The sequence below is a fragment of the Pseudomonas sp. SJZ074 genome (assembly GCF_007828215.1).
GTDB lineage: Bacteria > Pseudomonadota > Gammaproteobacteria > Pseudomonadales > Pseudomonadaceae > Aquipseudomonas.
In genome coordinates, this window is sequence record NZ_VIUE01000011.1 from 115,419 (window position 1) to 140,334 (window position 24,916).

Below are 24,916 nucleotides of genomic sequence, written 5' to 3' on the forward strand. Positions count from 1 at the left end.
GTCATACGCTGAACAAATGTGGGAGCGGGCTTGCTCGCGAAAGCGGCCTGACAGGCGATAGATAACCTACCGCTGATGCACCAACCTGCCAGCCGCATAGGTCTGCGCCACCGTCCGGTCATCCCCCAGCGTCATCAACACGAACAGTCTCTCGGCAATGTCCCTGGCCTGCTTGAGGCGATAGCTCAGCAGCGGCGTAGCGTTGTAGTCCAGCACCAGGAAATCCGCATCGGTGCCTGGTTGCAAGGTGCCGATTCGATCTTCCAGGCGCAAGGCCCGGGCGCCGCCGAGGGTCGCCAGGTACAGCGATTTGAACGGGCTCAGCCGTGCGCCCTGCAACTGCATCACCTTGTAGGCTTCGTTCAGGGTCTGCAGCAGCGAAAAGCTGGTGCCCCCGCCGACGTCGGTGCCTAGCCCCACGTTGACCTTGTGCTTTTCGGCCATCGGCAGGTTGAACAGGCCACTGCCCAGGAACAGGTTCGAGGTCGGACAGAACGCGATGGCCGAACCGGTTTCGGCCAGGCGTGCGCATTCGTCGTCGCACAGATGCACACCGTGGGCGAACACTGAACGCTCGCCGAGCAACTTGTAGTGATCGTAGACGTCCAGATAGCCCTTGCGCTCGGGAAACAGCGCCTTGACCCATTGCACTTCCTGCAGGTTTTCACTGATGTGGGTCTGCATGTACAGGTCCGGGTATTCCTCCAGCAACTGAGCGGCCAACGCCAACTGCTCCGGCGTGCTGGTCGGGGCGAAGCGCGGGGTCACGGCGTAGTGCAGGCGGCCCTTGCCGTGCCAGCGCTCGATCAGCGCCTTGCTCTCGGTGTAGCTGGATTCGGCGGTGTCGGTCAGGTAGTCCGGGGCGTTGCGATCCATCATCACTTTACCGGCGATCATCCGCAGGTCGAGCTTCTCGGCTGCTTCAAAAAAGGCATTCACCGATTCCGGGTGCACGCTGCCGAACACCAGGGCCGTGGTGGTGCCGTTGCGCAGCAGTTCCTCGATGAAAATATCGGCCACGGCTTCGGCGTGGGCCGGGTCGGCGAACTGGCGTTCGCAGGGGAAGGTGTAGGTATTGAGCCAGTCCAGCAGTTGTTCGCCATAGGCGCCGACCATGCCGGTCTGCGGCAGGTGGATATGGGTGTCGATGAACCCGGGGGTGATCAGTGCGTCCGGGTAATGGGCGATTTCGATGTCCGCCGCCAGGCTCGGCAGCAGGTCATGGGCGTGGCCGAGGGCGCTGATCTGACCGTTTTCCACCACCAGCAGGCCATCCTCGAAATATTCATAAGAGGCTTCGAGGCCGACCTCGGCCGGGTCGGCGAGGCTGTGGAGCAGGGCGGCGCGGTAGGCTTTGCGTGTCATGGGCATGGGCAATCTCAGGAGTTGGCTTGGCTGCGGCGCGAAACCGGCAGCAGCTTGGCGATAGGTTCGGCGCGAGCGGTGTGCTGGCCGAAATCCGCGTTATAGGTGGCGATGATTTCGCCAGCGATGGAGATGGCGATTTCCACGGGCAACTTGCCTTTGACTTCGCCAATGCCCATCGGGCAACGCATGCGTTGCAAGGTGCCGCTGTCGAAGCCGCGATCGCGCAGGCGGTGTTCGAACTTGACCCGCTTGGTCTTCGAACCGATCAGGCCGAAGTAAGCGAAGTCGTTGCGCTTGAGGATCGCCGCGCTCAGCTCCAGGTCGAGCTGATGGTTGTGGGTCATAACGATGCAATAGCTGCCGGCGGGCAGGTCATCGACTTCATCCAGTGGGTCTTCGCTGACGATTCTCTCTACGCCGGGGGGCAGTTGTTCGGGAAACTCGGCTTCCCGCGAGTCGATCCAGCGCACCCGGCAAGGCAGGCTCGCCAGGAGCGGCACCAGTGCCCGGCCGACATGACCGGCGCCGAACACGGCGATCTGCGCCTGGACCTGGCCCATGGGTTCGAACAGCAGCACGGTCACGCCGCCGCAGCACTGGCCCAGGCTGGCGCCGAGGCTGAAGCGCTCCAGATGGGTATTCTGCTGGCCGCTGGCGAGCATGTTCCGGGCGATTTCCATGGCCTTGTATTCCAAGTGCCCGCCCCCGATGGTGTCGAATGTCTGGCTGGCGCTGATGACCATCTTCGAGCCGGCGTTGCGCGGGGTCGAGCCGAGTTCTTCGATGATCGTCACCAGCACGCAGGGTTCGCCGCGGGTTTGCAGGTCGGCGAGGGCGCTGATCCAGTTGTACATGTTCACCTCGACTGATCGTTCCCACGCTCTGCGTGGGAATGCATCTCTGGACGCTTCGCGTCCGCTTTTCAACATTCTTTGTTGTCTGTTCGGGCCTCATCGCGAGCAGGCTCGCTCCCACATTGGGCCGATGTTCACAATTCCCTGTGGGAGCGAGCCTGCTCGCGATTGAAGGCGCGACGGTCTTAAAGCGAAGCCACTTCAGTCTCAGGCTCGACCGTCTGCATGGTCTTCAACCCACGCATCTGCTCACAGCCCCACAGAACCCGCTCCGGCGTCGCCGGCGCATCGATTTTCGGTTGGTGCCTGTAGTCTCCAAGGCTCGCCACGGCATCCTTGATCGCACACCACGCGGCGATGCCGAGCATGAACGGCGGCTCGCCCACGGCCTTGGAGTGGAACACCGTGTCTTCGGGGTTTTTGCGGTTCTCCACCAGCCGGACCCGCAGATCCAGCGGCATGTCCGCCACGGCCGGGATCTTGTAGCTGGCCGGGCCGTTGGTCATCAGCTTGCCCTTGTCATTCCACACCAGCTCTTCCATGGTCAGCCAGCCCATGCCCTGGATGAAGCCGCCTTCGACCTGGCCAGTGTCGATGGCCGGGTTCAGCGAGGCGCCGACGTCGTGGAGGATGTCGGTGCGCAGCATCTTGTATTCGCCGGTGAGGGTGTCGACGATCACCTCGGCACACGCCGCGCCGTAGGCGTAGTAGTAGAACGGCCGGCCACGGGCCTGGCTGCGGTCGTAGTAGATTTTCGGGGTCTTGTAGAACCCGGTGCTCGACAGCGAGACCTGAGCGAAATACGCCTGTTGCACCAGTGCCTCGAAGGTCAGGATGTGATCGCGGACCCGCACATGGCCGTTGTGGAATTCGACGTCTTCTTCACTGACCTTGTACTGGCGCGCGGCGAATTCCACCAGGCGCCGCTTGATGGTTTCGGCGGCATTCTGCGCGGCCTTGCCGTTCAGGTCGGCTCCGCTGGAGGCTGCGGTGGGGGAGGTGTTCGGCACTTTGTCGGTGTTGGTCGCGGTGATCTGCACCCGGTCCATTTCCACCTGGAACACCTCGGCTACCACCTGCGCGACCTTGGTGTTGAGGCCCTGGCCCATTTCGGTGCCACCATGGTTCAGGTGGATGCTGCCGTCGGTGTAGACGTGGATCAAGGCACCCGCCTGGTTGAGGAAACTGGCGGTGAACGAGATGCCGAACTTGACCGGCGTCAGCGCCAGGCCCTTTTTCAGGATCGGGCTGCCTGCGTTGTAGCGACGGATCGCTTCGCGCCGCTCGGCATACTGGCTGCTTTCTTCCAGCTCGGCGGTCATTTCCTCGAGCATGTTGTGCTCGACGGTCTGATAGTAGTGGGTGACGTTGCGTTCGGTCTTGCCGTAGTAGTTGGCCTTGCGCACCGCCAGCGGATCCAGACCCAAGTGCCGGGCGATGGCATCCATCACCTCTTCGATGGCGACCATGCCTTGGGGGCCGCCGAAACCACGGTAGGCAGTGTTCGAGGCGGTGTTGGTCTTGCAGCGGTGGCCGTTGATGGTGGCGTCGCCCAAGTAGTAGGCGTTGTCGGCATGGAACATCGCCCGGTCGACAATCGACGCCGACAGGTCCGGCGAGCAGCCGCAGTTGCCGGCCAGTTCCAGGGCGATGCCGTGCAGGCGTCCGCGGCTGTCGAAGCCCACGTCATATTCGATGTAGAAGGGGTGGCGCTTGCCGGTCATCAGCATGTCTTCGACCCGCGGCAGGCGCATCTTGGTCGGCTGGCCGGTGAGGTGCGCGATCACCGCGCACAGGCAGGCCGGGCTGGCGGCCTGGGTTTCCTTGCCACCGAAGCCGCCACCCATGCGGCGCATGTCCACCACCACTTTGTTCATCGACACGCCCAGCACTTCAGCCACCAGTTTCTGCACTTCGGTGGGGTTCTGGGTGGAGCAGTAAACGAGCATGCCGCCGTCTTCGGTGGGCATCACCGAGGAAATCTGGGTTTCCAGGTAGAAGTGTTCCTGGCCGCCGATGTGCAGCGAGCCTTGGATGCGATGTTCGGCACTCGCCAGTGCGGTGGCGGAATCACCCCGTTGGTGGGTGTGGCTGTCGAGCACGAAATGCCGCTTGCGCAGGGCTTCGACCACGTCCAGCACCGGCTCCAGGTCTTCATACTCGATGATCGCGGCCATCGCCGCCTGGCGTGCGGTTTCCAGGTCCCTTGCGGCAACGGCCAGCACCGGTTGGCCGACGAATTGCACGTCATCAATCGCCAGCAGCGGGTCACCGGGCAGCAACGGACCGATGTCCTTGAGACCGGGAATGTCGGCGTGGGTGATGGCGATGCGCACGCCTTCGAAGGCGTAGCACGGCGTGGTATCGATGCGCAGGATCCGGGCGTGGGCGCGGTCCGACAGCCGTGCGTAAACGTGTAGCTGGTTAGGGAATTCGAGGCGGTCATCGATGTACTGCGCTTCACCGGTCACATGCTTGGCGGCGCTGTCGTGCTTGACGCTGCGACCGACGCCGGTGGTCAGGTCCCGGGCGAACAGCTCGGCCAGCTCGGCTTGGGTCTTTTCTACGGCGTGATGGTTAGACATAAGCGGTCACCCGAGTCTCGATGTGCGGCGTTTGCAGTTCGATGAAGTATTTGCGCAGCAGGTTGCGGGCGCCGAGCAGGCGGTATTCCTTGCTGGCGCGAAAGTCCGACAAAGGCGTGAAGTCTTCGGCCAGGGCGGCGCAGGCGCGCTCCAGGGTGCTGTCGTTCCACGGCGCGCCGATCAGCGCGGCTTCACAATGCTTGGCACGCTTGGGGATGGCGGCCATGCCGCCGAAGGCCACGCGGGCATCGCGGACCACGCCGTCATCGATGCGCAGATTGAACGCCGCGCACACTGCGGAGATGTCATCGTCCAGGCGCTTGGACACCTTGTAGGCACGGAACGCCTGTTCGGCGCTGGCCCGGGGCACGATGATCTTTTCGATGAATTCGCTTTCCCGACGGGCGGTGACCCGGTATTCGATGAAGTAATCCTCCAGCGCCAGGGTGCGACGGACCTGACCCTTGCACAGCACGATTTGCGCGCCGAGGGCGATCAGTAGGGGCGGCGAGTCACCGATGGGCGAGGCGTTGCCGATGTTGCCGCCCAGGGTGCCCTGATTGCGGATCTGCAGCGAGGCAAAGCGCTGCAGCAGTTCACCGAAGTCCGGGTACTCGGCTTTCAGGGCCTCGTAGCAATCGGACAGCGTGGTGGCAGCACCGATTTCCAGACGGTCGTCGAAACGCTCGATGCGTTTGAGCTCGGCGACGTTACCCACATAGATCATCACTGGCAGGGTGCGATGGAACTGGGTGACTTCCAGGGCCAGATCAGTGCCGCCGGCCAGCAGGCGCGCCTGGGGGTAAGCGTCGTAGAGATCGGCCAGGTCGGCCACGGTCAGCGGCACCAGGCAGCGTTTGTCGCCGCAATTGAGCTCGCCGGTTTCCTTGGGGACGATGGCTTTGAGGCGGGCTATGGTCTCGGCCTCGCGGGCATCGAACTGGTCCGGTTGCTTGCCGCAGCAGGCCTGCTCGGCGGCGGCCAGGATCGGCCGATAACCGGTGCAACGACACAGGTTGCCGGCCAGGGCTTCGTGGGCTTTGTGGGCGTCGGGTTGCTCGCTGTTTTTCTGCAGGGCGAACAGCGACATGACGAAACCTGGTGTGCAGAAGCCGCATTGCGAACCGTGGCAGTCGACCATCGCCTGCTGGACGCTGTGCAATTGACCCTGGTGCTTGAGGTCTTCGACGCTGATCAGTTGCTTGCCGTGCAGGGACGAGACGAAGGTCAGGCACGCGTTGAGGCTGCGATAGCGAATGCGCGAGCGGCCGCTTTCGTCCGTGTCCAATTCGCCCACCACCACGGTGCAGGCACCGCAGTCGCCGCTGGCACAACCCTCTTTTGTGCCGGATTTACCAACATGCTCGCGCAGGTAGTTGAGCACGGTCAGGTTCGGGTCCAGGGTGTGCTCGTTACGGAGTTCCTGGTTGAGTAAAAACTGGATCACGGAAGGCCTCGCAGATTCATTATTGTTGTATCGACGTAGGCCGAATTTAGCAGGTCTGACTTTTCGGTCAACGTTTTTCTGACTTAAGGGTCAGGAAATTCGTTTTGTCGATTAACAACAGGTTTGGATATTGGCCCGCTGGCGATGTTCTATATCCTTCAGTTAAGCGCAAATCCCCTGTGGGAGCGGGCTTGCCCGCGAAGGCGGCGTTCCTGTCGGAGAATTTCGTGCGAACGGTCCGGCCTCTTCGCGAGCAAGCCCGCTCCCACAAGTCCCTGCCAGTGAAAATTTTGCTTGAATCGTGCCAAAAACCGGGTGCAGGCCCTGCGCCATGACGTATCGAGTGCGCTACACTGCGCCGCTTGTGCAGATCGAAGAGTTTGAAGGACAACCATGACGTTCAAGGCCCCGGACAGCCTCGCCGAGCAAATCGCCCATCATCTCGCCGAACGCATCATTCGGGGCGAAATGAAGCCGGGAGAGCGTATCCAGGAGCAGAAGGTCACGCTGGCGCTCAATGTCAGCCGCGGCTCGGTCCGCGAGGCCTTGCTGATCCTGGAGCGACGTCATCTGATCGCGATCCTGCCGCGCCGTGGCGCCCACGTCACCGAGCTCACCGAACATAACGTGCGCAGCCTCTGTACGCTGATGAGCGAGCTGTACATCCTGCTGGGCAACGCCGTGGCCCATGGCTGGCGGGATTCGGCCGACATGGCGCCGTTTCTGCAGATCCAGCAGCGCCTCAAGGAGGCCTTCGCGCGCCAGGACATCCGCATGTTCGTCGACGAAAGCTTCAGTGTGATGCGTGCGGCCTACCCATTCGCCAACAACCCGTACTTGCAGGAAACCGTCGAGAACTTGCAGCCGGCCATGAGCCGTGCCTATTTCCTCGCCCTGGAACAGCGCAAGGCCGAGATGAGCGAGTTCCTCGACCTGTTCCAGCGCCTGCTTGTCGCGGTGCTGGCTCGTGACCTGCCGCAGATCCGCATTGTGCTGACGGCCTACTGCCAGCGCAGTTGCGATCTGGTGGTTGCCGCCCTGACGAAGGCCTGAACGTGCGCCTCAAGTGCATCAAGCTGGCGGGGTTCAAGTCCTTCGTCGACCCGACCACGGTGAACTTCCCCAGTAACATGGCGGCGGTGGTCGGGCCCAACGGCTGCGGCAAGTCCAACATCATCGACGCCGTGCGTTGGGTGATGGGCGAGAGTTCGGCCAAGAACCTGCGCGGCGAATCGATGACCGACGTCATCTTCAACGGCTCCACCAGCCGCAAGCCGGTCAGCCAGGCGAGCATCGAGTTGGTATTCGATAACTCAGACGGCACCCTGATCGGCGAATACGCGGCCTACGCGGAAATCTCCATCCGCCGCAAAGTGACCCGCGACAGCCAGAACAGTTACTTCCTCAACGGTGCCAAATGCCGACGTCGCGACATCACCGACATCTTCCTCGGCACCGGCCTGGGGCCGCGCAGCTATTCGATTATCGAACAGGGCATGATCTCCAAGCTGATCGAGGCCAAGCCCGAAGACCTGCGCAACTTCATCGAAGAGGCCGCCGGTATCTCCAAGTACAAGGAGCGCCGGCGCGAGACAGAGAACCGCATCCGTCGCACCCACGAGAACCTGGCGCGCCTGACCGACCTGCGCGAAGAGCTCGACCGTCAGCTCGAACGCCTGCACCGCCAGTCCGAGGCCGCGCGCAAATACCAGGAATACAAGGGCGAGGAACGCCAGCTCAAAGCCCAGCTCTCGGCCTTGCGCTGGCAGGCGTTGAACGAGCAGGTCGGCCAGCGCGAGGCGGTCATCGGCAACCAGGAAGTCAGCTTCGAAGCCCTGGTGGCCGAACAGCGCAATGCCGATGCCGCTATCGAGCGCCTGCGGGATGGCCACCACGAGCTGTCCGAACGCTTCAATCTGGTGCAAGGGCGCTTCTATTCGGTCGGTGGCGACATCGCCAGGGTCGAGCAGAGCATCCAGCACGGCCAGCAACGGCTGCGCCAGTTACAGGATGACTTGAAGGAAGCCGAGCGCGCGCGCCTGGAAACCGAGTCTCACCTGGGGCACGACCGTACCTTGCTGCTGACCCTGGGCGAAGAGCTGGACCGGCTCACGCCGGAGCAGGAGATCACCAGCGCCGCCGCCGAAGAAGCCGCTGCAGCGCTGGAAGAGGCTGAACTGACCATGCACGGCTGGCAGGAGCAGTGGGACCGCTTCAACCTCACTTCCGCCGAACCACGGCGTCAGGCCGAGGTCCAGCAGTCGCGCATCCAGCAGTTGGAAACCAGCATGGAGCGCCTGGCCGAGCGCCAGCGTCGCCTGGCCGAAGAGCGTGCGTTGCTCGCGGCGGACCCGGAAGACGCGGCGATCCTCGATCTGAGCGAGCAGTTGGCCGCCAGCGAAGCCACGCTCGAGGACTTGCAGGCCAGCGAAGACGCTCAGGTCGAGCGCCTCGAACAACTGCGCCAGGCCTTGCAACTGGCCCTTCAGAATCAGCAGCAGGCCCAGGGCGAGTTGCAACGGCTCAACGGGCGTCTGGCCTCGCTGGAAGCCTTACAGCAAGCCGCGCTGGATCCGGGCACCGGCACCGCCGAATGGCTGCGCGACCAGCATCTGGCCGAGCGCCCGCGGTTGGCCGAAGGCCTGAAGGTCGACGCCGGTTGGGAGCTGGCGGTGGAAACCGTGCTGGGTGCCGATCTGCAAGCGGTGCTGGTGGATGATTTCGCCGGCTTCGACCTCTCAGGGTTCACCCAGGGCGACCTGCGCCTGCTCAGCCCGGCCGGTGACGGCGTGCGGATACCGGGCAGCCTGCTGGACAAAGTCGAGGCCAAGGTCGATCTGTCGCCCTGGCTCGGGCAGGTCAGGCCGGTGGAAAACCTCGAACAGGCCCTGGCGCTGCGCGGGCAACTGGCGGCGGGCGAGAGTCTGATCAGCCGCGATGGCTATTGGGTCGGCCGGCATTTTCTGCGGGTGCGCCGGGCCAGCGAGGCCGAGAGTGGCATGCTCGCCCGGGGCCAGGAGATCCAGCGTCTGGGCGCCGAGCGCGACGAACGCGAAGCCAGCGTCGAGGCCCTGGAAACCGAATTGCAGACTCTGCGGGCGCAGCAGCGTCAACAGGAAAACGGCCGCGAACACCTGCGCCGGCTGCTGCAGGACGAAGCACGCCAGCAGGGCGAGCTCAAGGCACAGCTCTCGGCCGGCAAGGCCAAGGCCGAACAGTTGGCCTTGCGTCGCACCCGATTGGAAGAAGAGATCGCCGAACTGGGCGAGCAACGGGCGCTGGAGCACGAACAGATCGGCGAGGCGCGCCTGCAACTGCAGGAAGCCCTTGATGCCATGGCCCTGGACACCGAGCAGCGTGAGCTGTTACTGGCCCAGCGCGACAGCCTGCGCGAACGCCTCGACCGGGTGCGCCAGGAAGCGCGTCAGCACAAGGACCATGCCCATCAGTTGGCGGTGCGCCTGGGCTCGCTCAAGGCACAGTACGACTCTACCCGCCAGGCCCTCGAGCGTCTGGAAATGCAGTCCGAACGCCTGACCGAAAAACGCGAACAGTTGAGCCTGAACCTGGAGGAGGGCGAGGCGCCGCTGGAAGAGCTGCGTCTCAAGCTTGAGGAACTGCTCGACAAGCGGATGAGTGTCGACGAAGAACTCAAGACGGCGCAGATCGCCCTGGAAGACGCCGACCGCGAGCTGCGCGATGCCGAGAAGCGCCGTAGCCAGGCCGAGCAGCAATCCCAACTGATTCGCGGCCAGATGGAACAGCAACGCCTGGAATGGCAGGCCCTGACTGTGCGCCGTAAGGCCTTGCAGGACCAGCTGCTGGAGGATGGCTACGACCTCAACGGGGTGCTCGCCACCCTGGTGGCCGGGGCCAATGAGAAAGACGCCGAGGAAGAGCTGGAGCGCATTGCTGCGCGGATCCAGCGCCTGGGTGCGATCAACCTGGCGGCCATCGACGAATACGAGCAGCAGTCCGAGCGCAAGCGTTACCTGGACGCCCAGGACGCTGACCTGGTGGAAGCGCTGGAAACCCTGGAAAACGTCATTCGCAAGATCGACAAGGAAACCCGCAACCGCTTCAAGGATACCTTTGATCAGATCAATGGCGGTTTGCAGGCGCTTTTCCCAAAAGTTTTCGGTGGCGGCAGCGCTTACTTGGAACTGACGGGCGAAGATCTACTCGATACTGGGGTGACGATCATGGCGCGTCCTCCCGGAAAGAAGAACAGCACCATTCATTTGCTCTCTGGTGGTGAAAAAGCGCTGACCGCGTTGGCCCTGGTATTTGCCATCTTCAAGTTGAATCCGGCGCCGTTCTGCATGCTCGACGAAGTCGATGCGCCCTTGGACGACGCGAACGTGGGCCGCTACGCGCGCCTGGTAAAGGAAATGTCCGAAACGGTGCAGTTCATCTACATCACCCACAACAAAATTGCCATGGAAATGGCCGATCAGTTGATGGGCGTGACAATGCACGAGCCAGGCTGTTCGCGACTGGTTGCGGTGGATGTCGAGGAGGCCATGGCGATGGTAGACGCCTAGCGGCGAGCGGCGAGCGGCGAGCTTCAAGTGGCAAGCTGCAAGCGATGCAGCTTCAGCTGTAGCTTGTAGTTGCTGTTATGTAGCTTCAAGCTGTGGGTCATGCTAGTTTAATGTCAATTTTTCGTGTGCGTGGGCAAAACGCCATTCAGAACATAGAGTTGGCGCCACGTTTTAAAGCGGTTTGCAAATAGCTAAGCCCCTTATTTTTCAGCATTTTTATAGAGGCACGGGATTACATGGAAATCGGTCTGCGCGAGTGGCTGATCGTCATCGGCATCATTGTCATTGCCGGTATTCTTTTCGATGGCTGGCGCCGCATGCGCGGCGGCAAGGGGAAACTCAAGTTCCGCCTTGATCGCAGCCTGTCGAACCTGCCGGACGACGATGACAATACCGAGCTGCTGGGCCCGCCCCGGGTGCTGGACACCCACAAGGAGCCGCAGCTGGACGAGCATGACCTGCCGTCGGTGAGCGCGCCGGTGCGCGAACCCCGTGAGTCGGGTTCCAAGCGTGGCAAACGCAACAGCGAACCGTCCCAGGGTGACCTGAACCTCAACCTGGACCTGGATGGCGGCCCGAGCTTCAGCAGCCGCGACGATTTCCCGGACGAGAGCAAGGTGTCGAGCAGCGACAAGGAACAGGCCCAGGCTGAAGAAGTCCTGGTGATCAGCGTGATCTGCCGCGATCCGGCTGGCTTCAAGGGCCCTGCGTTGCTGCAGAACATCCTGGAAAGCGGCCTGCGTTTCGGCGAGATGGATATTTTCCATCGCCACGAGAGCATGGCCGGCAACGGTGAAGTGCTGTTCTCCATGGCCAACGCCGTCAAGCCAGGGGTGTTCGACCTGGATGACATCGATCATTTCAGCACGCCGGCGGTGAGTTTCTTCCTTGGCCTGCCGGGCCCGCGTCATCCCAAGCAGGCCTTTGACGTGATGGTGGCGGCGGCTCGCAAGTTGTCCCAGGAACTCAATGGCGAATTGAAGGATGACCAGCGCAGCGTACTGACCGCACAGACCATCGAGCACTACCGCCAGCGCATCGTTGAATTCGAACGCCGGGCATTGACCCAGAAGCGCTGAGGCTGCCGGCTGGCGAGGCGCTTTGTGGCGAGGGGATAAATCCCCTCGCCACAGGCTCTTTGCCTAGCGTGCTTGACTGATTGAAATGAGCAGCCTCGGCTGCTCTTTTGCTTTATGAGAGAACACCCATGAATGCCGTCGAAACCCGTATCCTAGAGCTGCGCAGCGAACTGGATCAGCACAACTACCGCTATCACGTCCTCGATGAGCCCACCATCCCGGACGCCGAGTACGACCGCCTGTTCCACGAGCTCAAGGCCCTGGAAGAGCAGCACCCGGAGTTGGTGACCAGTGATTCTCCGACCCAGCGGGTCGGTAGCGTGGCGCTTTCGGCGTTCAGCCAGGTCCGTCACGAGATTCCGATGCTCAGCCTGGGCAACGCTTTCGACGAAACCACCATGCGTGAGTTCGACCGTCGGGTGACCGAGGGCCTCGATCTGCCGGTGGGCGACCTGCTGGGCGGCGGCGCGGCGGTGGAATACAGCTGCGAGCCGAAACTCGATGGCCTGGCGGTCAGCCTGTTGTACCAGGACGGTTTGTTGGTCCGCGGTGCTACCCGTGGCGACGGCACGACCGGCGAAGACATCAGTGTCAACGTGCGTACCGTGCGCAACATTCCCCTCAAGCTGCAGGGCAGCGGCTGGCCAGCCGTGCTGGAAGTGCGCGGCGAGGTGTACATGTCCAAGGCCGGTTTCGAACGTCTCAACGCCACGCAGTTGGAGGCCGGCGGCAAGACCTTCGCCAACCCGCGCAACGCGGCGGCCGGGAGCCTGCGACAGCTCGACTCCAAAATCACCGCCAACCGCCCGCTGGAGTTCTGCTGCTATGGCATTGGCCAGGTGACGGCGGACATTGCCGATACCCACATTGGCAATCTCAAGCAGCTCAAGGCCTGGGGCATGCCCATCAGCCGCGAACTGAAACTGGCCCATGGCATTGACGAATGCCTGGATTATTACCGGGACATCGGCGAACGACGCAACGCGTTGCCCTATGAAATCGACGGCGTCGTGTTCAAGGTCAACAGCATTGCTTCCCAGCGTGAACTCGGCTTCCGCGCTCGCGAGCCGCGCTGGGCCATCGCTCATAAATTCCCGGCCAGCGAGGAGCTCACCGAGCTGCTTGACGTCGAGTTCCAGGTCGGCCGTACCGGGGCGGTGACGCCTGTTGCGCGGCTCAAGCCGGTCAAGGTGGCCGGCGTGACCGTGGCCAATGCCACGTTGCACAACATGGACGAAGTGGCGCGCCTGGGGTTGATGATCGGCGACACAGTGATCATCCGTCGCGCCGGGGACGTGATTCCGCAGGTGGTGCAAGTCGTCACCGAGCGCCGCCCGGAAAATGCCCGCCCCGTGGAAGTGCCCCAACAGTGCCCGGTGTGTGGCTCCCACGTGGAGCGCACGCAACTGATCAAGCGCAGCAAGGGGCGTGAAACCGTCAGCGAGGGCGCGGTGTATCGCTGCGTCGGGCGCCTGGCCTGCGGGGCGCAGCTCAAGCAGGCGATCATTCACTTCGTCTCGCGCCGGGCCATGGACATCGAAGGGCTCGGAGAAAAGAGCATCGAGCAATTGGTGGACGAGGGCCTGGTGGGTTCGCCTGCCGATCTGTATGCCCTGACCTTCGAACAAGTGGTCGACCTGGAAGGCTTCGCCGAACTGTCGAGCCGCAAGTTGCTGGCGGCCATCGTCGACAGCAAGAAGCCCAGCCTGGCGCGCTTCATTTACGCCCTCGGCATCCCTGATGTCGGCGAGGAAACCGCCAAGGTCCTGGCGCGCTCCCTCGGCTCGCTGGAGCGCGTGCAGGCGGCGTTGCCCCAGGTGCTCACCTATCTGCCGGACGTGGGCCTGGAAGTGGCGCATGAGATCCACAGCTTCTTCGAGGACCCGCACAACCGCCAAGTGATCACGGACCTGCTGCGCCATGGTCTCGATATCCAGGACCAAGGGGAGCTGGGCGCTGAGTTTTCCGCCAGCACCACCTTGGGCGGTTTTCTCGACAAGCTGCACATCCCTTCGGTCGGACCGGGTGGTGCGCAGAAACTGGCGGACAGGTTCGGCTCCCTTGAGGCAGTGATGAACGCGGATTGGCTGGACATGCGCCAGGCCCTGCCGGAAAAGCAGGCCAACGCCGTGCGGGAATTCTTCGCCAACACCGAAAATCGCCAGCAGGCCGAGGCCGCGGAACAGCAGTTGCGGGACTTCGGCATGCACTGGCAGAGCGAGAAGAAAGTCGTCGAAGGCTTGCCCGAGGCGGGTCATACCTGGGTGCTCACCGGTTCGCTGGAACTGATGAGCCGCGACGTCGCCAAGGACAAGCTGGAGAGCCTGGGGGCCAAGGTCGCCGGTTCCGTGTCAGCGAAAACCCATTGCGTCGTGGCCGGCCCTGGCGCGGGCTCGAAGCTGACCAAGGCCAATGAGCTGGGGCTCAAAGTGCTGGACGAAGAGGCGTTCGTGGCGTTTCTCGGCAAGCATGGCATCACGGTCTAGCCCTACTTAAAGTCGGGCGCGGTCCCTGTGGCGAGGGGATAAATCCCCTCGCCACAGGGAAGTCGGGCTGAACGTTGAACGTCTCTGTCAGAAGACGATCTAGTCTTGCAGGCTCCAGGGAGAGATCGCCATGTACCGCTTCTTTGAACAACTGAGCTCACGCATCGCCGCGCCGTTCCTGGGCGACCGTTCGCGCAACAGCAAGGTCTGGCCGTGTCGCTGCGGCCAGTCACTGTTCTTTCGCAACAGCCAGTGCCTGGCCTGCCTGGCGGTGTTGGGCTACCAGCCCGAGCAGAGTCGCCTCTCGTCCCTGCAACCCGGTGATCTGCCCGACACCTGGACCCTGGACGCCGACCCGCAAGCCGGTCTGTTCCGTCGCTGCGCCAACCTCGACACAGCGGCGGCGTGCAATTGGTTGCTGCCGGCTGGCGGTCCCGACACCTTGTGCGTCGCCTGCCGTCTGAACCGCACCATCCCTGACCTGTCGATCCCGCAGAACCCTGAACGCTGGCGCAAGGTCGAGACCGCCAAGCGCAGGCTGGTGGCGCAACTGATCACCCTCGGCCTGCCGGTCGTCCCGAAAAGCGTCGACGACACCACGGGCCTGGCTTTCGACTTCATCGGTGTCGATCCCGACGGCAGGCTACCGACCACTGGCCATGCCAGCGGTTTGATCACCCTCGACATCAAGGAGGCCGACGACGCCCACCGTGAGGCCGTGCGCCAGCAGATGCACGAACCCTATCGCACCTTGCTCGGGCACTTTCGCCACGAGGTGGGGCATTACTACTGGGACCGACTGATTGCCGACAGTCACTGGCTCGAGGCATTTCGCAGGTTGTTCGGCGATGAGCGGGCCAGCTATTCCGAGGCGCTGGAACGGCACTATCAGCAAGGGGCTCCACTGGATTGGCAAACCCGTTACGTCAGTGCCTACGCCACCATGCACCCTTGGGAAGATTGGGCTGAAACCTGGGCCCACTACCTGCACATGATGGACGCCGTGGACACCGCGCTGGGCTTCGGCATGAGCGCCCAGGACATGGACTTCGACTATCAGCCGTTTCCACCCGAGACCCTCTTCGATCCCGAGCACACCGGAGGGGCGGCATTCCTGTCGTTCGTCAACGCCTGGATCGAACTGGCCGGCATGCTCAACGAACTGTCCCGCAGCATGGGCCAACCGGATTTCTATCCGTTCGTCGTGTCGGCGGCCGTTATCACCAAACTGCATTTCATCCACCTGGTGATCCAGGAGGAGGGCGGCCGGGCGGATGAGGTGTTGCTGTAATGATGGGGCTTCCCGGATTGGCCGCTCACTCAGCCCACCACGATCCACTGTGGGAGCGAGCCTGCTCGCGATAGCGGCAGCTCATTCAGCCCTCATGCAGGCTGACCCACCGCTATCGCGAGCAGGCTCGCTCCCACAGGGTTCTTCGGGGCGCTGCCGAAATCATCCCCACCCCCATAGCAAGTGCTTGAACAACTTCGCTTTTTTAATCCGCTGCGAACGGTTGTAACTTCCAGTCAGATAGGTACAATGGCGCGGCTCGCCGTCAGGCGGGCGTCGTTATGGTGACCCCATCGGTCCCCCCGCAACGATTACCCGTGAACCTGGTCAGATCCGGAAGGAAGCAGCCACAGCGGGAACATTGTGTGCCGGGGTGTGGCTGGTGGGGTTGCCTCCATAACGCCCCAGGCCTTCGTTCGCAAGGCTTGTCAGATTTCCTCTTATCTTTCTTGTCCTGATCGAATTCGGTCGATGCCTTCTGCTGTCCGCATTATTACCGTTGATCGGCACTGTCATTTCTGACAGTAGAATTACTTGTCATGCCTTTCTAGGGTTCGTGTAACCGACCGGAGGGCAACGTGATGAACAACGACACGGTGTTGACGCAAAGCAGAGGGGCGACTGCCGTGAAGGTCGCGGCGGCGCTGGGATGGTTTGCATTGCTTCTCCAGCTTTACCTGATCCTGACCTCACGCTGGCAGGCCGAGAAGAGCCTGGTAGGCGGCGTGGAGATCTTTTTCAGTACTTCACGGTGCTGACCAATATTCTGGTGGCGATCGTGCTGACCTGCGCGGCGACGACAGGCGACTCGGCGCTGCGGCGTTTCTTTCTCCGGCCCTCGACCCAAACGGGGGTGGCGGCTGCCATCGTGCTGGTCGGGCTGGCGTACAACCTGCTGCTACGCCAGACCTGGAACCCTCAAGGCTGGCAGTGGGTAGCGGATGAACTGCTGCACGACGTGATGCCGGTGCTGTTCATGATCTATTGGTGGTTCTGCGTACCGAAGGGAACCCTGCACTGGCGCAACGTGTGGACATGGTTGATCTATCCACTGGTCTATTTCATTTACGCTCTGATACGCGGCGAGATGATCGGTACTTATCCCTATCCGTTCATCGAGGTGGACAGGTTGGGTTATTCACAGGTGCTGGTCAACGCGGTGCTGGTATTGGTGGGGTTCGTGGTGATTTCACTGGTGCTGGTTGCGGTGGATCGCGCAAGGAGCGGACGCTGAAAGGATGGCTGAAAAAGCCATCCAGACCTTTCCTGCAAAGGATGTACGTCAGGCATTGGTAATCGGAGCGATCACACCCGACTCAAGGCTTGGACAGCGCCAGATCAACCGCCGCGATCAGCTTGCCCAGGTCCTTCGGCGTGGCCTTGTGTATGACGCCGAACAGGTAGGCGCGCTGTTCGTCTTCAGCGTTCATGTCGACGAAAAAGGCTTTCGGCTGCACGTCCAGTACATTGGCGAGCAGGAGCAGGGCTTCGATGCTGGGCATGTAGGTGCCGGTTTCGAAACGGCTGATGGTCTTGGGGTCAAAACCGGTTTTTTCGCCAAGTTCAGCCTGAGTCAGCCCCGCTACTTTGCGGTAGCGTCTGATGGCTGCACCCAAACTTGAAATTTGCATCGCTCAATTCCCATTTAGAATCAAGAACTTAACGATAGATTTTCGCATTAGGCAACCACGCAATCCATCACCTTGCTTTTCAAAATGTGATGTGTTTCGTAGAATCAGCGTTTGGAACGGGCATTTGGTGACCTGCTTCAGGTGCCGGAATGTGCAAAAAGAGACAGGCCGCGCGTTCATTGTCGTGGCACTGGGCAGGTGTTCTGGACGTTCAGGTGGCATCGGCGATGCCGTGTCCCCGCTTTTTCCGAGATGTTTGAGCCTAGTTGATTTTCGCCTGTCCGCAGGCGGTGCAACCGCGCGCGACAAATGAGCCTGACTCATGGATGACTGCTTCGATGGATAAGAAGTACCGCAGAGCCGTTGACGCCGCCGCGATGTTTTCCGAGACCGATGCGAGCGGGCGTATCACCTACGTCAACGACCAGTTCTGTAACCTCTTTGGCTACCGGCGCGAAGAACTGCTGGGGGCGAACCATCGCCTGCTCAATTCCGGTCATCATCCGGGGGAGTTCTTCAGTGCCATGTGGCACACCATCTCGTTGGGGCAGGTCTGGAAGGGCGATATCTGCAATCGCGCCAAGGACGGTACGTTGCGTTGGGTCGACACCACCCTGGTGCCGGTGATAGACGACGCGACGGGCCAGGTCGAGCGCTACCTGGCCATCCGTTTCGACGTCAGCGACAAGCGCCAGCAGTTGCATTCCCTGCAGTGGCGAGTCGGGCACGATGTGCTGACCGGGCTGCCCAACCGTACCTATTTGTCTGACCTGCTGGATCAGGCCCTGGCGTTTTCCCAGTCGGAAAATTTCCCCCTGGCGGTCTGCATGCTTGACCTCGATGGCTTCAAGGCGGTCAATGACGGTCACGGCCATGCCAGTGGCGATCAACTGCTGGTCGAGGTTGCGAGGCGACTGCGCAGCATCGTCCGAGGCGAAGATGTGGTTGCGCGGCTGGCGGGAGACGAGTTCGTGCTGGTGTTGCGTCATGTGCCTGGGATGGATGAGTTGCATGGGGCTTTGAACCGGGTGTTGGTTGCTGTTTCCACGCCCTATTCCATTGGCGGTAAAAGCATCAAGGTTTTCGCAAGTATCGGCGTCACGCTGTTCCCCTGGGACAACGAAAACGCCGAGACGTTGCTGCGCCATGCCGACCAGGCGATGTACATGGCCAAGCAGAGCGGTCGCAATCGTTTCCATCTGTTCGATGTATCCCGGGACAAGGAGGTGCGGGCCACCTACCAGAGCGTCGAGCGGGTTCGGCAGGCGTTGGCCGCCCATGAGCTGCGGCTGCATTTCCAACCCAAGGTCAACATGCGCAGCGGCGCCGTAGTGGGGCTCGAGGCGCTGCTGCGCTGGAAGCACCCGCAACGTGGCCTGGTGCCGCCCCGTGAGTTCCTGCCGCTGGCGGAGGAGACCGACCTGATCGTCGAGATCGGCGAGTGGGTCATGGAACAGGTCATGACTCAGCTGCAGCTGTGGCAGCAAGCGGGGCAGGGGTGGCCGGTCAGCATCAATATCTCGGCTCGGCATTTCCAGCGGGCGGACTTCGTCGAGCGGCTGCGGCAGATGCTGGGACGGCACCCGGACGTGGCGCCACGGATGCTCGACCTGCAAATCGTCGAATCCGTCGCGGTGGAAAATCTCCAGCATGTCAGCGCTTGCATGCAGGCTTGCCAGGCCTTGGGGGTGGGGTTTTCCCTGGGCGGCTTCGGGACGGGCTACTGCTCCCTCAATGACCTCAAGCATTTGCGCACCCAGACCATCAAGATCGACAAGAGCTTTATCCGCGACATTCTTGTGAACCGGGATGACCTGGCCTTGACCAGGGCCGTGATCGGTCTGGCCCAGGCGTTCGATCGGCAGGTTGTCGCCGAAGGGCTGGACAGCCTTGAGCATGGCCAATTGCTGCTGCGCCTGGGTTGTGAAGTCGCCCAAGGCTACTTCATCGCCCGACCCATGCCACCGGAGCAGATACCGGGCTGGGTGACGAGGTTTGTCCCGCCGCCGCAATGGCGGCATCCGGACATTCAGGGAGAGCCGGTTTCAGCGTCGGATTCGGCGTTGCGACCGGTGTAGAGCTGGATGATCGCGTCGATCTCCCCTGATGCTTTCATGTGCTGCAAGGTGCGCAGGATGCGTTGTACCGGGATTTTCGGATCATTGCGCAGGTAGCAGCCCAACTGCTGTTCCTGAAGCACGGCTACCCCATGCAATTGATGGTCAGCGGTGTGCCGTTGGTTGAACCAGTCCAGTGCCCATTGGTTGCTCACCCCGTAGCGATAGCGACCGGCAAGCAATTTTGCCAGCACCTGTTCCTGGCTTCGTGCGTCGTCGCGCCGTAGCTGGCCACTGTCGAACAGCGGCTGCAAGGTCGGGTAGCTATAGCTGAGCACCGTGCCTATGGACTGTTGCGCCAACGTCGCCGGCGCCACTTGCGTGGGGGCACTGGCCTTGCCGACGAGCAGGTCGCGCTGGAAAAACAGCGGGACACTCCATAGGAAATCTCCCCCTTTGTCCTTTACCCAGTCGGGGCTGACATAACAGCGCACGTCGACTTCGTCGTGTCGCATGGCGCCGTCGAGCCGGGCCCGGGAGAGGACGTGGAACTCGGCCGGCATGCCCACCTGAGTCGCCAGGCTGGTCATGATATCGGGGAGTATGCCCTGGGTCGGGCGACCCCGCTCGATCTGCACCATGGGCATGGCCCAGCCGTCGGTCACAGCAAAACGCAAGGGTAGTTCGGCGGCGGAACATTCTGTCCCTAATAACAGCAAAGCCCCCATGGCCAAGCGCATAAGCTCTCCTGACGGTATAAAACGTGTCGACAACCGAGTCCTGATATCAAGCTTAGCCAGATTAGAACGGCGCACCGGATGCAATTTCGCCCCTGCTCCGCTAGCATTAGCCGCTTCTGTTCCTTCGTTGCGATGGTTTTCGATGAGTTATCAGGTTCTTGCACGTAAATGGCGTCCGCGCTCGTTCCGCGAAATGGTCGGCCAGACCCATGTGCTCAAGGCTCTGATCAACGCCTTGGACAGCCAGCGGCTGCACCACGCCTACCTGTTCACCGGGACTCGTGGCGTGGGCAAGACTACCATCGCGCGGATCATCGCCAAGTGTCTGAATTGTGAAACCGGTATCACGTCGACACCCTGCGGCGAGTGTTCGGTCTGCCAGGAAATCGACGAAGGTCGTTTCGTCGACCTGATCGAGATCGACGCCGCCAGCCGCACCAAGGTCGAGGACACCCGCGAGCTGCTCGACAATGTGCAGTACGCCCCGAGCCGTGGCCGCTTCAAGGTCTATCTGATCGACGAAGTGCACATGCTCTCCAGCCATTCCTTCAATGCGCTGCTAAAGACGCTCGAAGAGCCGCCGCCTTACGTCAAGTTCATCCTGGCGACCACCGATCCGCAGAAGCTTCCTGCAACTATTTTGTCCCGCTGTCTGCAGTTCTCCCTGAAGAACATGACGCCGGAACGGGTCGTCGAGCACCTGAGCCACGTGCTGGGTGTCGAGAATGTGCCGTTCGAAGACGATGCGCTGTGGCTGTTGGGCCGCGCCGCCGACGGTTCGATGCGTGACGCCATGAGCCTGACCGACCAGGCCATCGCCTTCGGTGAAGGCAAGGTCATGGCTGCCGATGTGCGGGCCATGCTCGGTACGCTCGATCATGGCCAGGTCTATGACGTGTTGCATGCCCTGATCGATGGTGACGCGAGGGCGTTGCTCGAAGCGGTGCGCCACCTGGCCGAACAGGGGCCGGACTGGAACGGCGTGCTGTCGGAAATCCTCAATGTATTGCACCGCGTCGCCATCGCCCAGGCCTTGCCTGACGGCGTCGACAATGGCCATGGCGACCGTGACCGCGTGCTGGCCCTGGCCCAGGCCTTGCCCGCCGAAGACGTGCAGTTCTATTACCAGATGGGCCTGATCGGTCGTCGCGACCTGCCCCTGGCCCCGGATCCGCGCGGTGGCTTCGAAATGGTGCTGCTGCGAATGCTGGCATTCCGTCCTGCCGACACGGCGGACGCGCCGAGGCAGGTGCTAAAGCCAGTGGGGATCAGCCAGGCCACAGCTGATTCCGCCAAGCCAGTGGCTGCCGCGCCTGCTGTTGCGCCGGCAGCGGCTCCCGCTCCGGCTGCGGTGGCGCCCGTCATGGAGCCGGCTCCGGCACCTGTCGCCGAGCCTGAGCCCGAGCCGCTGCCTGAGCCAGTTGCCGAAGTTATCATCGATCTGCCCTGGGACGATCCGGTCGAGCCCGAGATCGTCCAGCAGCCTGTCGTTGAGCCTGTGCTGGAAACCGTTGCCGAGCAGCCCGAGCTGCCACCGATGCCCCTGCCGACGCCCGACAGCGTGGTACCTGAGGCGCCCGAGTGGGTCGCTGCTCCGATGCCCGAGCCGACAGCCGCCGACGTCGATGTGGCCACGCCGGGCATGGACCTGGACGACGAGCCTCCGCTGGATGAGGATTACATCGAGCCGGACATGGATTCGGCCTACAGCTACCTGGACGATCTGGCGAGCGAGCACGCCGCCGAGCCGGCACCTGAGCCTGAGCCGGAGCCCGCGGCGATGCCGGCCACCGGGCTGGCCCTGCAATGGCTGGAACTGTTCCCGAAACTGCCGATCACCGGCATGACCGGTAGCATCGCCGCCAACTGCACGCTGATCGCGGTGGAAGGCGACCACTGGCTGTTGCACCTGGATCCGGCCCATAGCGCCCTGTTCAACGCGACCCAGCAGCGGCGCCTCAACGATGCGCTGAACCAGTATCATCAGCGCACCCTGACGCTGAGCATCGAACTGATCAAGCCTGAGCAGGAAACCCCGGCCCAGGCCGCGTCCCGGCGCCGTGCCGACCGTCAGCGCGAGGCCGAGGAATCGATCCACAGCGATCCGTTCATCCAGCAGATGATGCAACAGTTCGGCGCGGTGGTCCGTCACGATACTATCGAACCTGTCGAGGCCCCGGTCACCCAGGGCTCATAATTGAAGGCGCCGGGCCGAAAGGGTCGGGCGCGGTGTTTATCCAAGTACTTTCGAGGTGATTCCCATGATGAAAGGTGGCATGGCCGGCCTGATGAAGCAGGCGCAGCAAATGCAGGAAAAAATGGCCAAGATGCAGGAAGAACTGGCCAACGCCGAAGTCACCGGCAAATCCGGCGGCGACATGGTGACCGTGGTCATGACCGGTCGCCACGACATCAAGCGCGTCAGCATCGACCCGAGCGTGGTCGAAGGCCTGAGCGAAGACGACAAGGAAATGCTCGAAGCCCTGTTCGCCGCTGCCGTCAATGACGCGGTGCGCAAGATCGAAGCCAACAGCCAGGACAAAATGTCCGGCATGACCGCCGGCATGCAACTGCCGCCGGGCATGAAGCTGCCATTCTGATTCGCCATCCCGGTCGGGATGGGCTACACCCAATGCCAGGCATCGCGCCTGGCATTTTTGTTTCTGCGCCTTGGCTGTGGTGGCACAACCCACTGTGGGCGCAAAGCTTGCTCGCGATACAGGCGCCGCGATTTCTGAACGAGCGCATTAACTTCATCGCGGGCAAGCCTTGCTCCCACAGCTGCTCCCTCAGTGGACAAACATCGAACGCTACCCCCTCAAGAAGGTCTGCTCCCTATAGCCCCATTCAACGATCAAGGAGAACGCCCTCATGTCACAAGCATCGACCTCCAACCAGCGCATCGTCCTCGCTTCCCGTCCCAAGGGCGCTCCCACCGCGGAGAATTTCCGCGTTGAGCAGGTGACCCTGCCTGAGCTGACGGACGGACAGATCCTGCTCAAGACATTGTTCCTGTCCCTGGATCCCTACATGCGCGGACGCATGAGCGACGCACCTTCCTACGCTGCGCCGGTGGAAATCGATGAAGTAATGACCGGCGGAGCTGTCAGCCGCGTGGTGCGTTCGAAGCACCCGAAATTCCACGAGGGTGATCTGGTCGTCGGGATCACAGGCTGGCAGAGTCACAGCATCAGCGATGGCCGCAACGTCACCCCCATCCCATCCGGTTTGCCCAGCCCGTCGATGGCCTTGGGGGTGCTGGGCATGCCGGGCATGACCGCCTACATGGGCCTGATGGACATTGGCCAACCCAAGGCCGGGGAAACCCTGGTGGTGGCCGCCGCCTCGGGCGCCGTGGGGTCCGTGGTCGGCCAGGTGGCGAAGATCAAGGGCCTGCGGGTCGTCGGGGTGGCTGGCGGCCGCGAGAAATGCCAATACGTGGTCGATGAGTTGGGATTCGACGCCTGCATCGACCACAAGAGCGAGCACTTTGCCGAAGAGCTGGCCCGGGCGTGCGACAAAGGCATCGACATCTATTACGAAAATGTCGGCGGCAAAGTCTTCGACGCCGTGGTGCCGCTGCTCAACGCCAAGGCCCGTGTCCCGCTCTGTGGCCTGATCGCGTCCTACAACGATCAACACGCCCCGAGCGGGCCGGATCGCTTGCCGCTATTGCAGCGCACTCTATTGACCAAGCGGGTGCGCATGCAGGGGTTTATCGTGTTTGACGATTACGGTGACCGTCAGCCGGAATTCATCAGCGCGATGGCGCCGTGGGTGCGTGATGGTCGGGTCAAGTTCCGCGAAGACCTGGTCGATGGCCTGGAGAATGCGCCGCAGGCATTTATCGGGCTGCTGGAAGGACGCAACTTCGGCAAGCTGGTGGTGCGGGTGGCGCAGGATTGAGTATTTGACGCTGGTCAGAGGCGCGGGTATAAACCGCGTCTCGTTGTCATGTCGGACATTTCCTCGATGAGCTTCAGCCCTTTGATTCGCCAACTGATCGATGCCCTGCGAACCTTGCCGGGTGTGGGTCAGAAAACTGCCCAGCGCATGGCGTTGCAATTGCTCGAGCGTGATCGCAGCGGCGGTTCGCGCCTGGCCCAGGCCCTGAGCCAGGCCATGGAAGGGGTGGGGCATTGCCGTTTATGCCGGACCCTGACCGAAGACGACCTGTGCCCGCAATGTGCCGATTCGCGTCGGGACGACACGCTGCTGTGCGTCGTGGAAGGGCCGATGGACGTGTATGCGGTGGAACAGACCGGTTTCCGTGGGCGGTATTTCGTGCTCAAGGGACATCTCTCGCCCCTCGACGGCCTGGGGCCGGAGGCCATCGGCATTCCCGAGCTGATGGCGCGGATCGAAGAGGCGGGGACGTTCACCGAAGTCATCCTCGCCACCAACCCGACGGTAGAGGGCGAAGCCACCGCCCACTACATCGCCCAGTTGCTGAACAACAAAGGCCTGGTGGCCTCCCGCATCGCCCACGGCGTGCCGTTGGGTGGCGAGCTGGAGTTGGTGGACGGCGGCACGCTGGCGCATTCGTTTGCCGGGCGTAAGCCGATCGCGCTGTAACAATCGCCGAGAAGCCCTGTGGGAGCGGGCTTGCTCGCGATGGCGGCATATCGGCCATTAATCATGTGACTGACACTCCGCTATCGCGAGCAGGCTCGCTCCCACAGGGTTTGTGTTCAGCCGCAGAATACTAAAGCCACCGCCGACCTATGTGGGAGCGAGCCTGAACTGGTCAAGTATTCTTGGACACCATTTAAGGTTCACGCCGCCAGTCTTTCCCTGACGACCGGCGACCGGTAATCGTTATAACTGTGAGGCC

General features: G+C 62.2%; 16 protein-coding genes, 1 other RNA gene and 1 pseudogene. 12 read left to right on the forward strand and 6 right to left on the reverse strand.

Features of this window, described 5'->3' with window-relative positions:
* Positions 1–66 precede the first annotated feature (66 nt).
* The 4 genes from guaD to xdhA all read right to left on the reverse strand — a co-directional run bounded on the left by guaD (position 67) and on the right by xdhA (position 6,254).
* A complete protein-coding gene (gene guaD / locus FBX99_RS14285; RefSeq protein WP_178111935.1) occupies positions 67–1,365 on the reverse strand; it encodes a guanine deaminase in 1,299 nt (432 codons plus the stop codon).
* Between the two features lie 14 nt (positions 1,366–1,379).
* Complete coding sequence (gene xdhC, locus FBX99_RS14290; protein ID WP_144924282.1) at positions 1,380–2,222, reverse strand: xanthine dehydrogenase accessory protein XdhC; 843 nt, start codon at positions 2,220–2,222, stop codon at positions 1,380–1,382.
* 185 nt (positions 2,223–2,407) lie between these two features.
* Positions 2,408–4,807 carry a xanthine dehydrogenase molybdopterin binding subunit gene (xdhB, locus tag FBX99_RS14295; RefSeq protein ID WP_144924279.1) on the reverse strand — a complete coding sequence of 800 codons (2,400 nt, stop codon included), beginning with the start codon at positions 4,805–4,807 and terminating at the stop codon, positions 2,408–2,410.
* Positions 4,800–6,254, reverse strand: a complete 1,455-nt coding sequence (gene xdhA / locus FBX99_RS14300) for a xanthine dehydrogenase small subunit (RefSeq protein WP_145131840.1) — start codon at positions 6,252–6,254, stop codon at positions 4,800–4,802. The genes xdhB and xdhA overlap by 8 nt, the downstream gene beginning before the upstream one ends.
* A gap of 393 nt (positions 6,255–6,647) precedes the next feature.
* Between xdhA and FBX99_RS14305 the strand changes: the two genes are divergently transcribed.
* From FBX99_RS14305 to FBX99_RS14335, 7 genes and pseudogenes are all read left to right on the forward strand, one after another.
* The gene (locus tag FBX99_RS14305; RefSeq protein WP_047701474.1) at positions 6,648–7,307 is read left to right on the forward strand and encodes a GntR family transcriptional regulator; all 660 of its coding nucleotides are present in this window, start codon (positions 6,648–6,650) and stop codon (positions 7,305–7,307) included.
* A 2-nt stretch (positions 7,308–7,309) separates the two neighbouring features.
* Positions 7,310–10,798: a chromosome segregation protein SMC gene (gene smc, locus FBX99_RS14310; RefSeq protein ID WP_145131842.1), complete on the forward strand. Its 3,489-nt coding sequence runs from the start codon at positions 7,310–7,312 to the stop codon at positions 10,796–10,798.
* A 236-nt stretch (positions 10,799–11,034) separates the two neighbouring features.
* Complete coding sequence (zipA, locus tag FBX99_RS14315; protein WP_144924269.1) at positions 11,035–11,877, forward strand: cell division protein ZipA; 843 nt, start codon at positions 11,035–11,037, stop codon at positions 11,875–11,877.
* A gap of 128 nt (positions 11,878–12,005) precedes the next feature.
* Positions 12,006–14,363: an NAD-dependent DNA ligase LigA gene (gene ligA, locus FBX99_RS14320; protein ID WP_145131844.1), complete on the forward strand. Its 2,358-nt coding sequence runs from the start codon at positions 12,006–12,008 to the stop codon at positions 14,361–14,363.
* A gap of 130 nt (positions 14,364–14,493) precedes the next feature.
* Positions 14,494–15,654: a putative zinc-binding metallopeptidase gene (locus FBX99_RS14325; protein ID WP_145131846.1), complete on the forward strand. Its 1,161-nt coding sequence runs from the start codon at positions 14,494–14,496 to the stop codon at positions 15,652–15,654.
* Between the two features lie 291 nt (positions 15,655–15,945).
* An RNA gene (ffs, locus tag FBX99_RS14330) (signal recognition particle sRNA small type) lies at positions 15,946–16,042 on the forward strand.
* 193 nt (positions 16,043–16,235) lie between these two features.
* Positions 16,236–16,888: pseudogene (locus tag FBX99_RS14335) on the forward strand (Pr6Pr family membrane protein).
* Positions 16,889–16,970: 82 nt separating this feature from the next.
* On the opposite strand, the gene FBX99_RS14340 reads toward FBX99_RS14335, so the two are convergent.
* Positions 16,971–17,285 carry a helix-turn-helix domain-containing protein gene (locus tag FBX99_RS14340; RefSeq protein WP_144924255.1) on the reverse strand — a complete coding sequence of 105 codons (315 nt, stop codon included), beginning with the start codon at positions 17,283–17,285 and terminating at the stop codon, positions 16,971–16,973.
* A 338-nt stretch (positions 17,286–17,623) separates the two neighbouring features.
* Between FBX99_RS14340 and FBX99_RS14345 the strand changes: the two genes are divergently transcribed.
* Positions 17,624–19,363 carry a bifunctional diguanylate cyclase/phosphodiesterase gene (locus tag FBX99_RS14345; protein ID WP_145131848.1) on the forward strand — a complete coding sequence of 580 codons (1,740 nt, stop codon included), beginning with the start codon at positions 17,624–17,626 and terminating at the stop codon, positions 19,361–19,363.
* On the opposite strand, the gene FBX99_RS14350 is transcribed toward FBX99_RS14345, so the two are convergent.
* Positions 19,315–20,082, reverse strand: coding sequence for an ABC transporter substrate-binding protein (locus FBX99_RS14350; protein WP_144924249.1), 768 nt, complete (start codon positions 20,080–20,082; stop codon positions 19,315–19,317). The two genes, FBX99_RS14345 and FBX99_RS14350, sit on opposite strands and share 49 nt — an antisense overlap.
* Before the next feature lie 142 nt (positions 20,083–20,224).
* Between FBX99_RS14350 and dnaX the strand changes: the two genes are divergently transcribed.
* The 4 genes from dnaX (at position 20,225) to recR (ending at position 24,657) form a co-directional block, all read left to right on the forward strand.
* Entirely contained in the window at positions 20,225–22,279 is a 2,055-nt protein-coding gene (gene dnaX / locus FBX99_RS14355; RefSeq protein ID WP_144924246.1) for a DNA polymerase III subunit gamma/tau, read from the forward strand.
* Between the two features lie 64 nt (positions 22,280–22,343).
* The gene (locus FBX99_RS14360) at positions 22,344–22,682 is read left to right on the forward strand and encodes a YbaB/EbfC family nucleoid-associated protein (protein WP_003183512.1); all 339 of its coding nucleotides are present in this window, start codon (positions 22,344–22,346) and stop codon (positions 22,680–22,682) included.
* Positions 22,683–22,953: 271 nt separating this feature from the next.
* Positions 22,954–23,988 carry an NADP-dependent oxidoreductase gene (locus tag FBX99_RS14370; RefSeq protein ID WP_144924240.1) on the forward strand — a complete coding sequence of 345 codons (1,035 nt, stop codon included), beginning with the start codon at positions 22,954–22,956 and terminating at the stop codon, positions 23,986–23,988.
* Positions 23,989–24,054: 66 nt separating this feature from the next.
* Positions 24,055–24,657 carry a recombination mediator RecR gene (gene recR / locus FBX99_RS14375; protein ID WP_144924237.1) on the forward strand — a complete coding sequence of 201 codons (603 nt, stop codon included), beginning with the start codon at positions 24,055–24,057 and terminating at the stop codon, positions 24,655–24,657.
* Positions 24,658–24,916: the final 259 nt, after the last annotated feature.

Excerpts from the sequence above, each read along its gene's own strand:
- FBX99_RS14350 (WP_144924249.1), bottom strand. The coding sequence starts at position 20,082 with ATGCGCTTGGCCATGGGGGCTTTGCTGTTATTAGGGACAGAATGTTCC.
- FBX99_RS14370 (WP_144924240.1), top strand. The coding sequence starts at position 22,954 with ATGTCACAAGCATCGACCTCCAACCAGCGCATCGTCCTCGCTTCCCGT.
- FBX99_RS14345 (WP_145131848.1), top strand. The coding sequence starts at position 17,624 with ATGGATAAGAAGTACCGCAGAGCCGTTGACGCCGCCGCGATGTTTTCC.
- ligA (WP_145131844.1), top strand. The coding sequence starts at position 12,006 with ATGAATGCCGTCGAAACCCGTATCCTAGAGCTGCGCAGCGAACTGGAT.
- zipA (WP_144924269.1), top strand. The coding sequence starts at position 11,035 with ATGGAAATCGGTCTGCGCGAGTGGCTGATCGTCATCGGCATCATTGTC.
- dnaX (WP_144924246.1), top strand. The coding sequence starts at position 20,225 with ATGAGTTATCAGGTTCTTGCACGTAAATGGCGTCCGCGCTCGTTCCGC.
- FBX99_RS14360 (WP_003183512.1), top strand. The coding sequence starts at position 22,344 with ATGATGAAAGGTGGCATGGCCGGCCTGATGAAGCAGGCGCAGCAAATG.
- recR (WP_144924237.1), top strand. The coding sequence starts at position 24,055 with ATGAGCTTCAGCCCTTTGATTCGCCAACTGATCGATGCCCTGCGAACC.
- guaD (WP_178111935.1), bottom strand. The coding sequence starts at position 1,365 with ATGACACGCAAAGCCTACCGCGCCGCCCTGCTCCACAGCCTCGCCGAC.
- xdhB (WP_144924279.1), bottom strand. The coding sequence starts at position 4,807 with ATGTCTAACCATCACGCCGTAGAAAAGACCCAAGCCGAGCTGGCCGAG.
- xdhC (WP_144924282.1), bottom strand. The coding sequence starts at position 2,222 with ATGTACAACTGGATCAGCGCCCTCGCCGACCTGCAAACCCGCGGCGAA.
- FBX99_RS14325 (WP_145131846.1), top strand. The coding sequence starts at position 14,494 with ATGTACCGCTTCTTTGAACAACTGAGCTCACGCATCGCCGCGCCGTTC.
- FBX99_RS14305 (WP_047701474.1), top strand. The coding sequence starts at position 6,648 with ATGACGTTCAAGGCCCCGGACAGCCTCGCCGAGCAAATCGCCCATCAT.
- FBX99_RS14340 (WP_144924255.1), bottom strand. The coding sequence starts at position 17,285 with ATGCAAATTTCAAGTTTGGGTGCAGCCATCAGACGCTACCGCAAAGTA.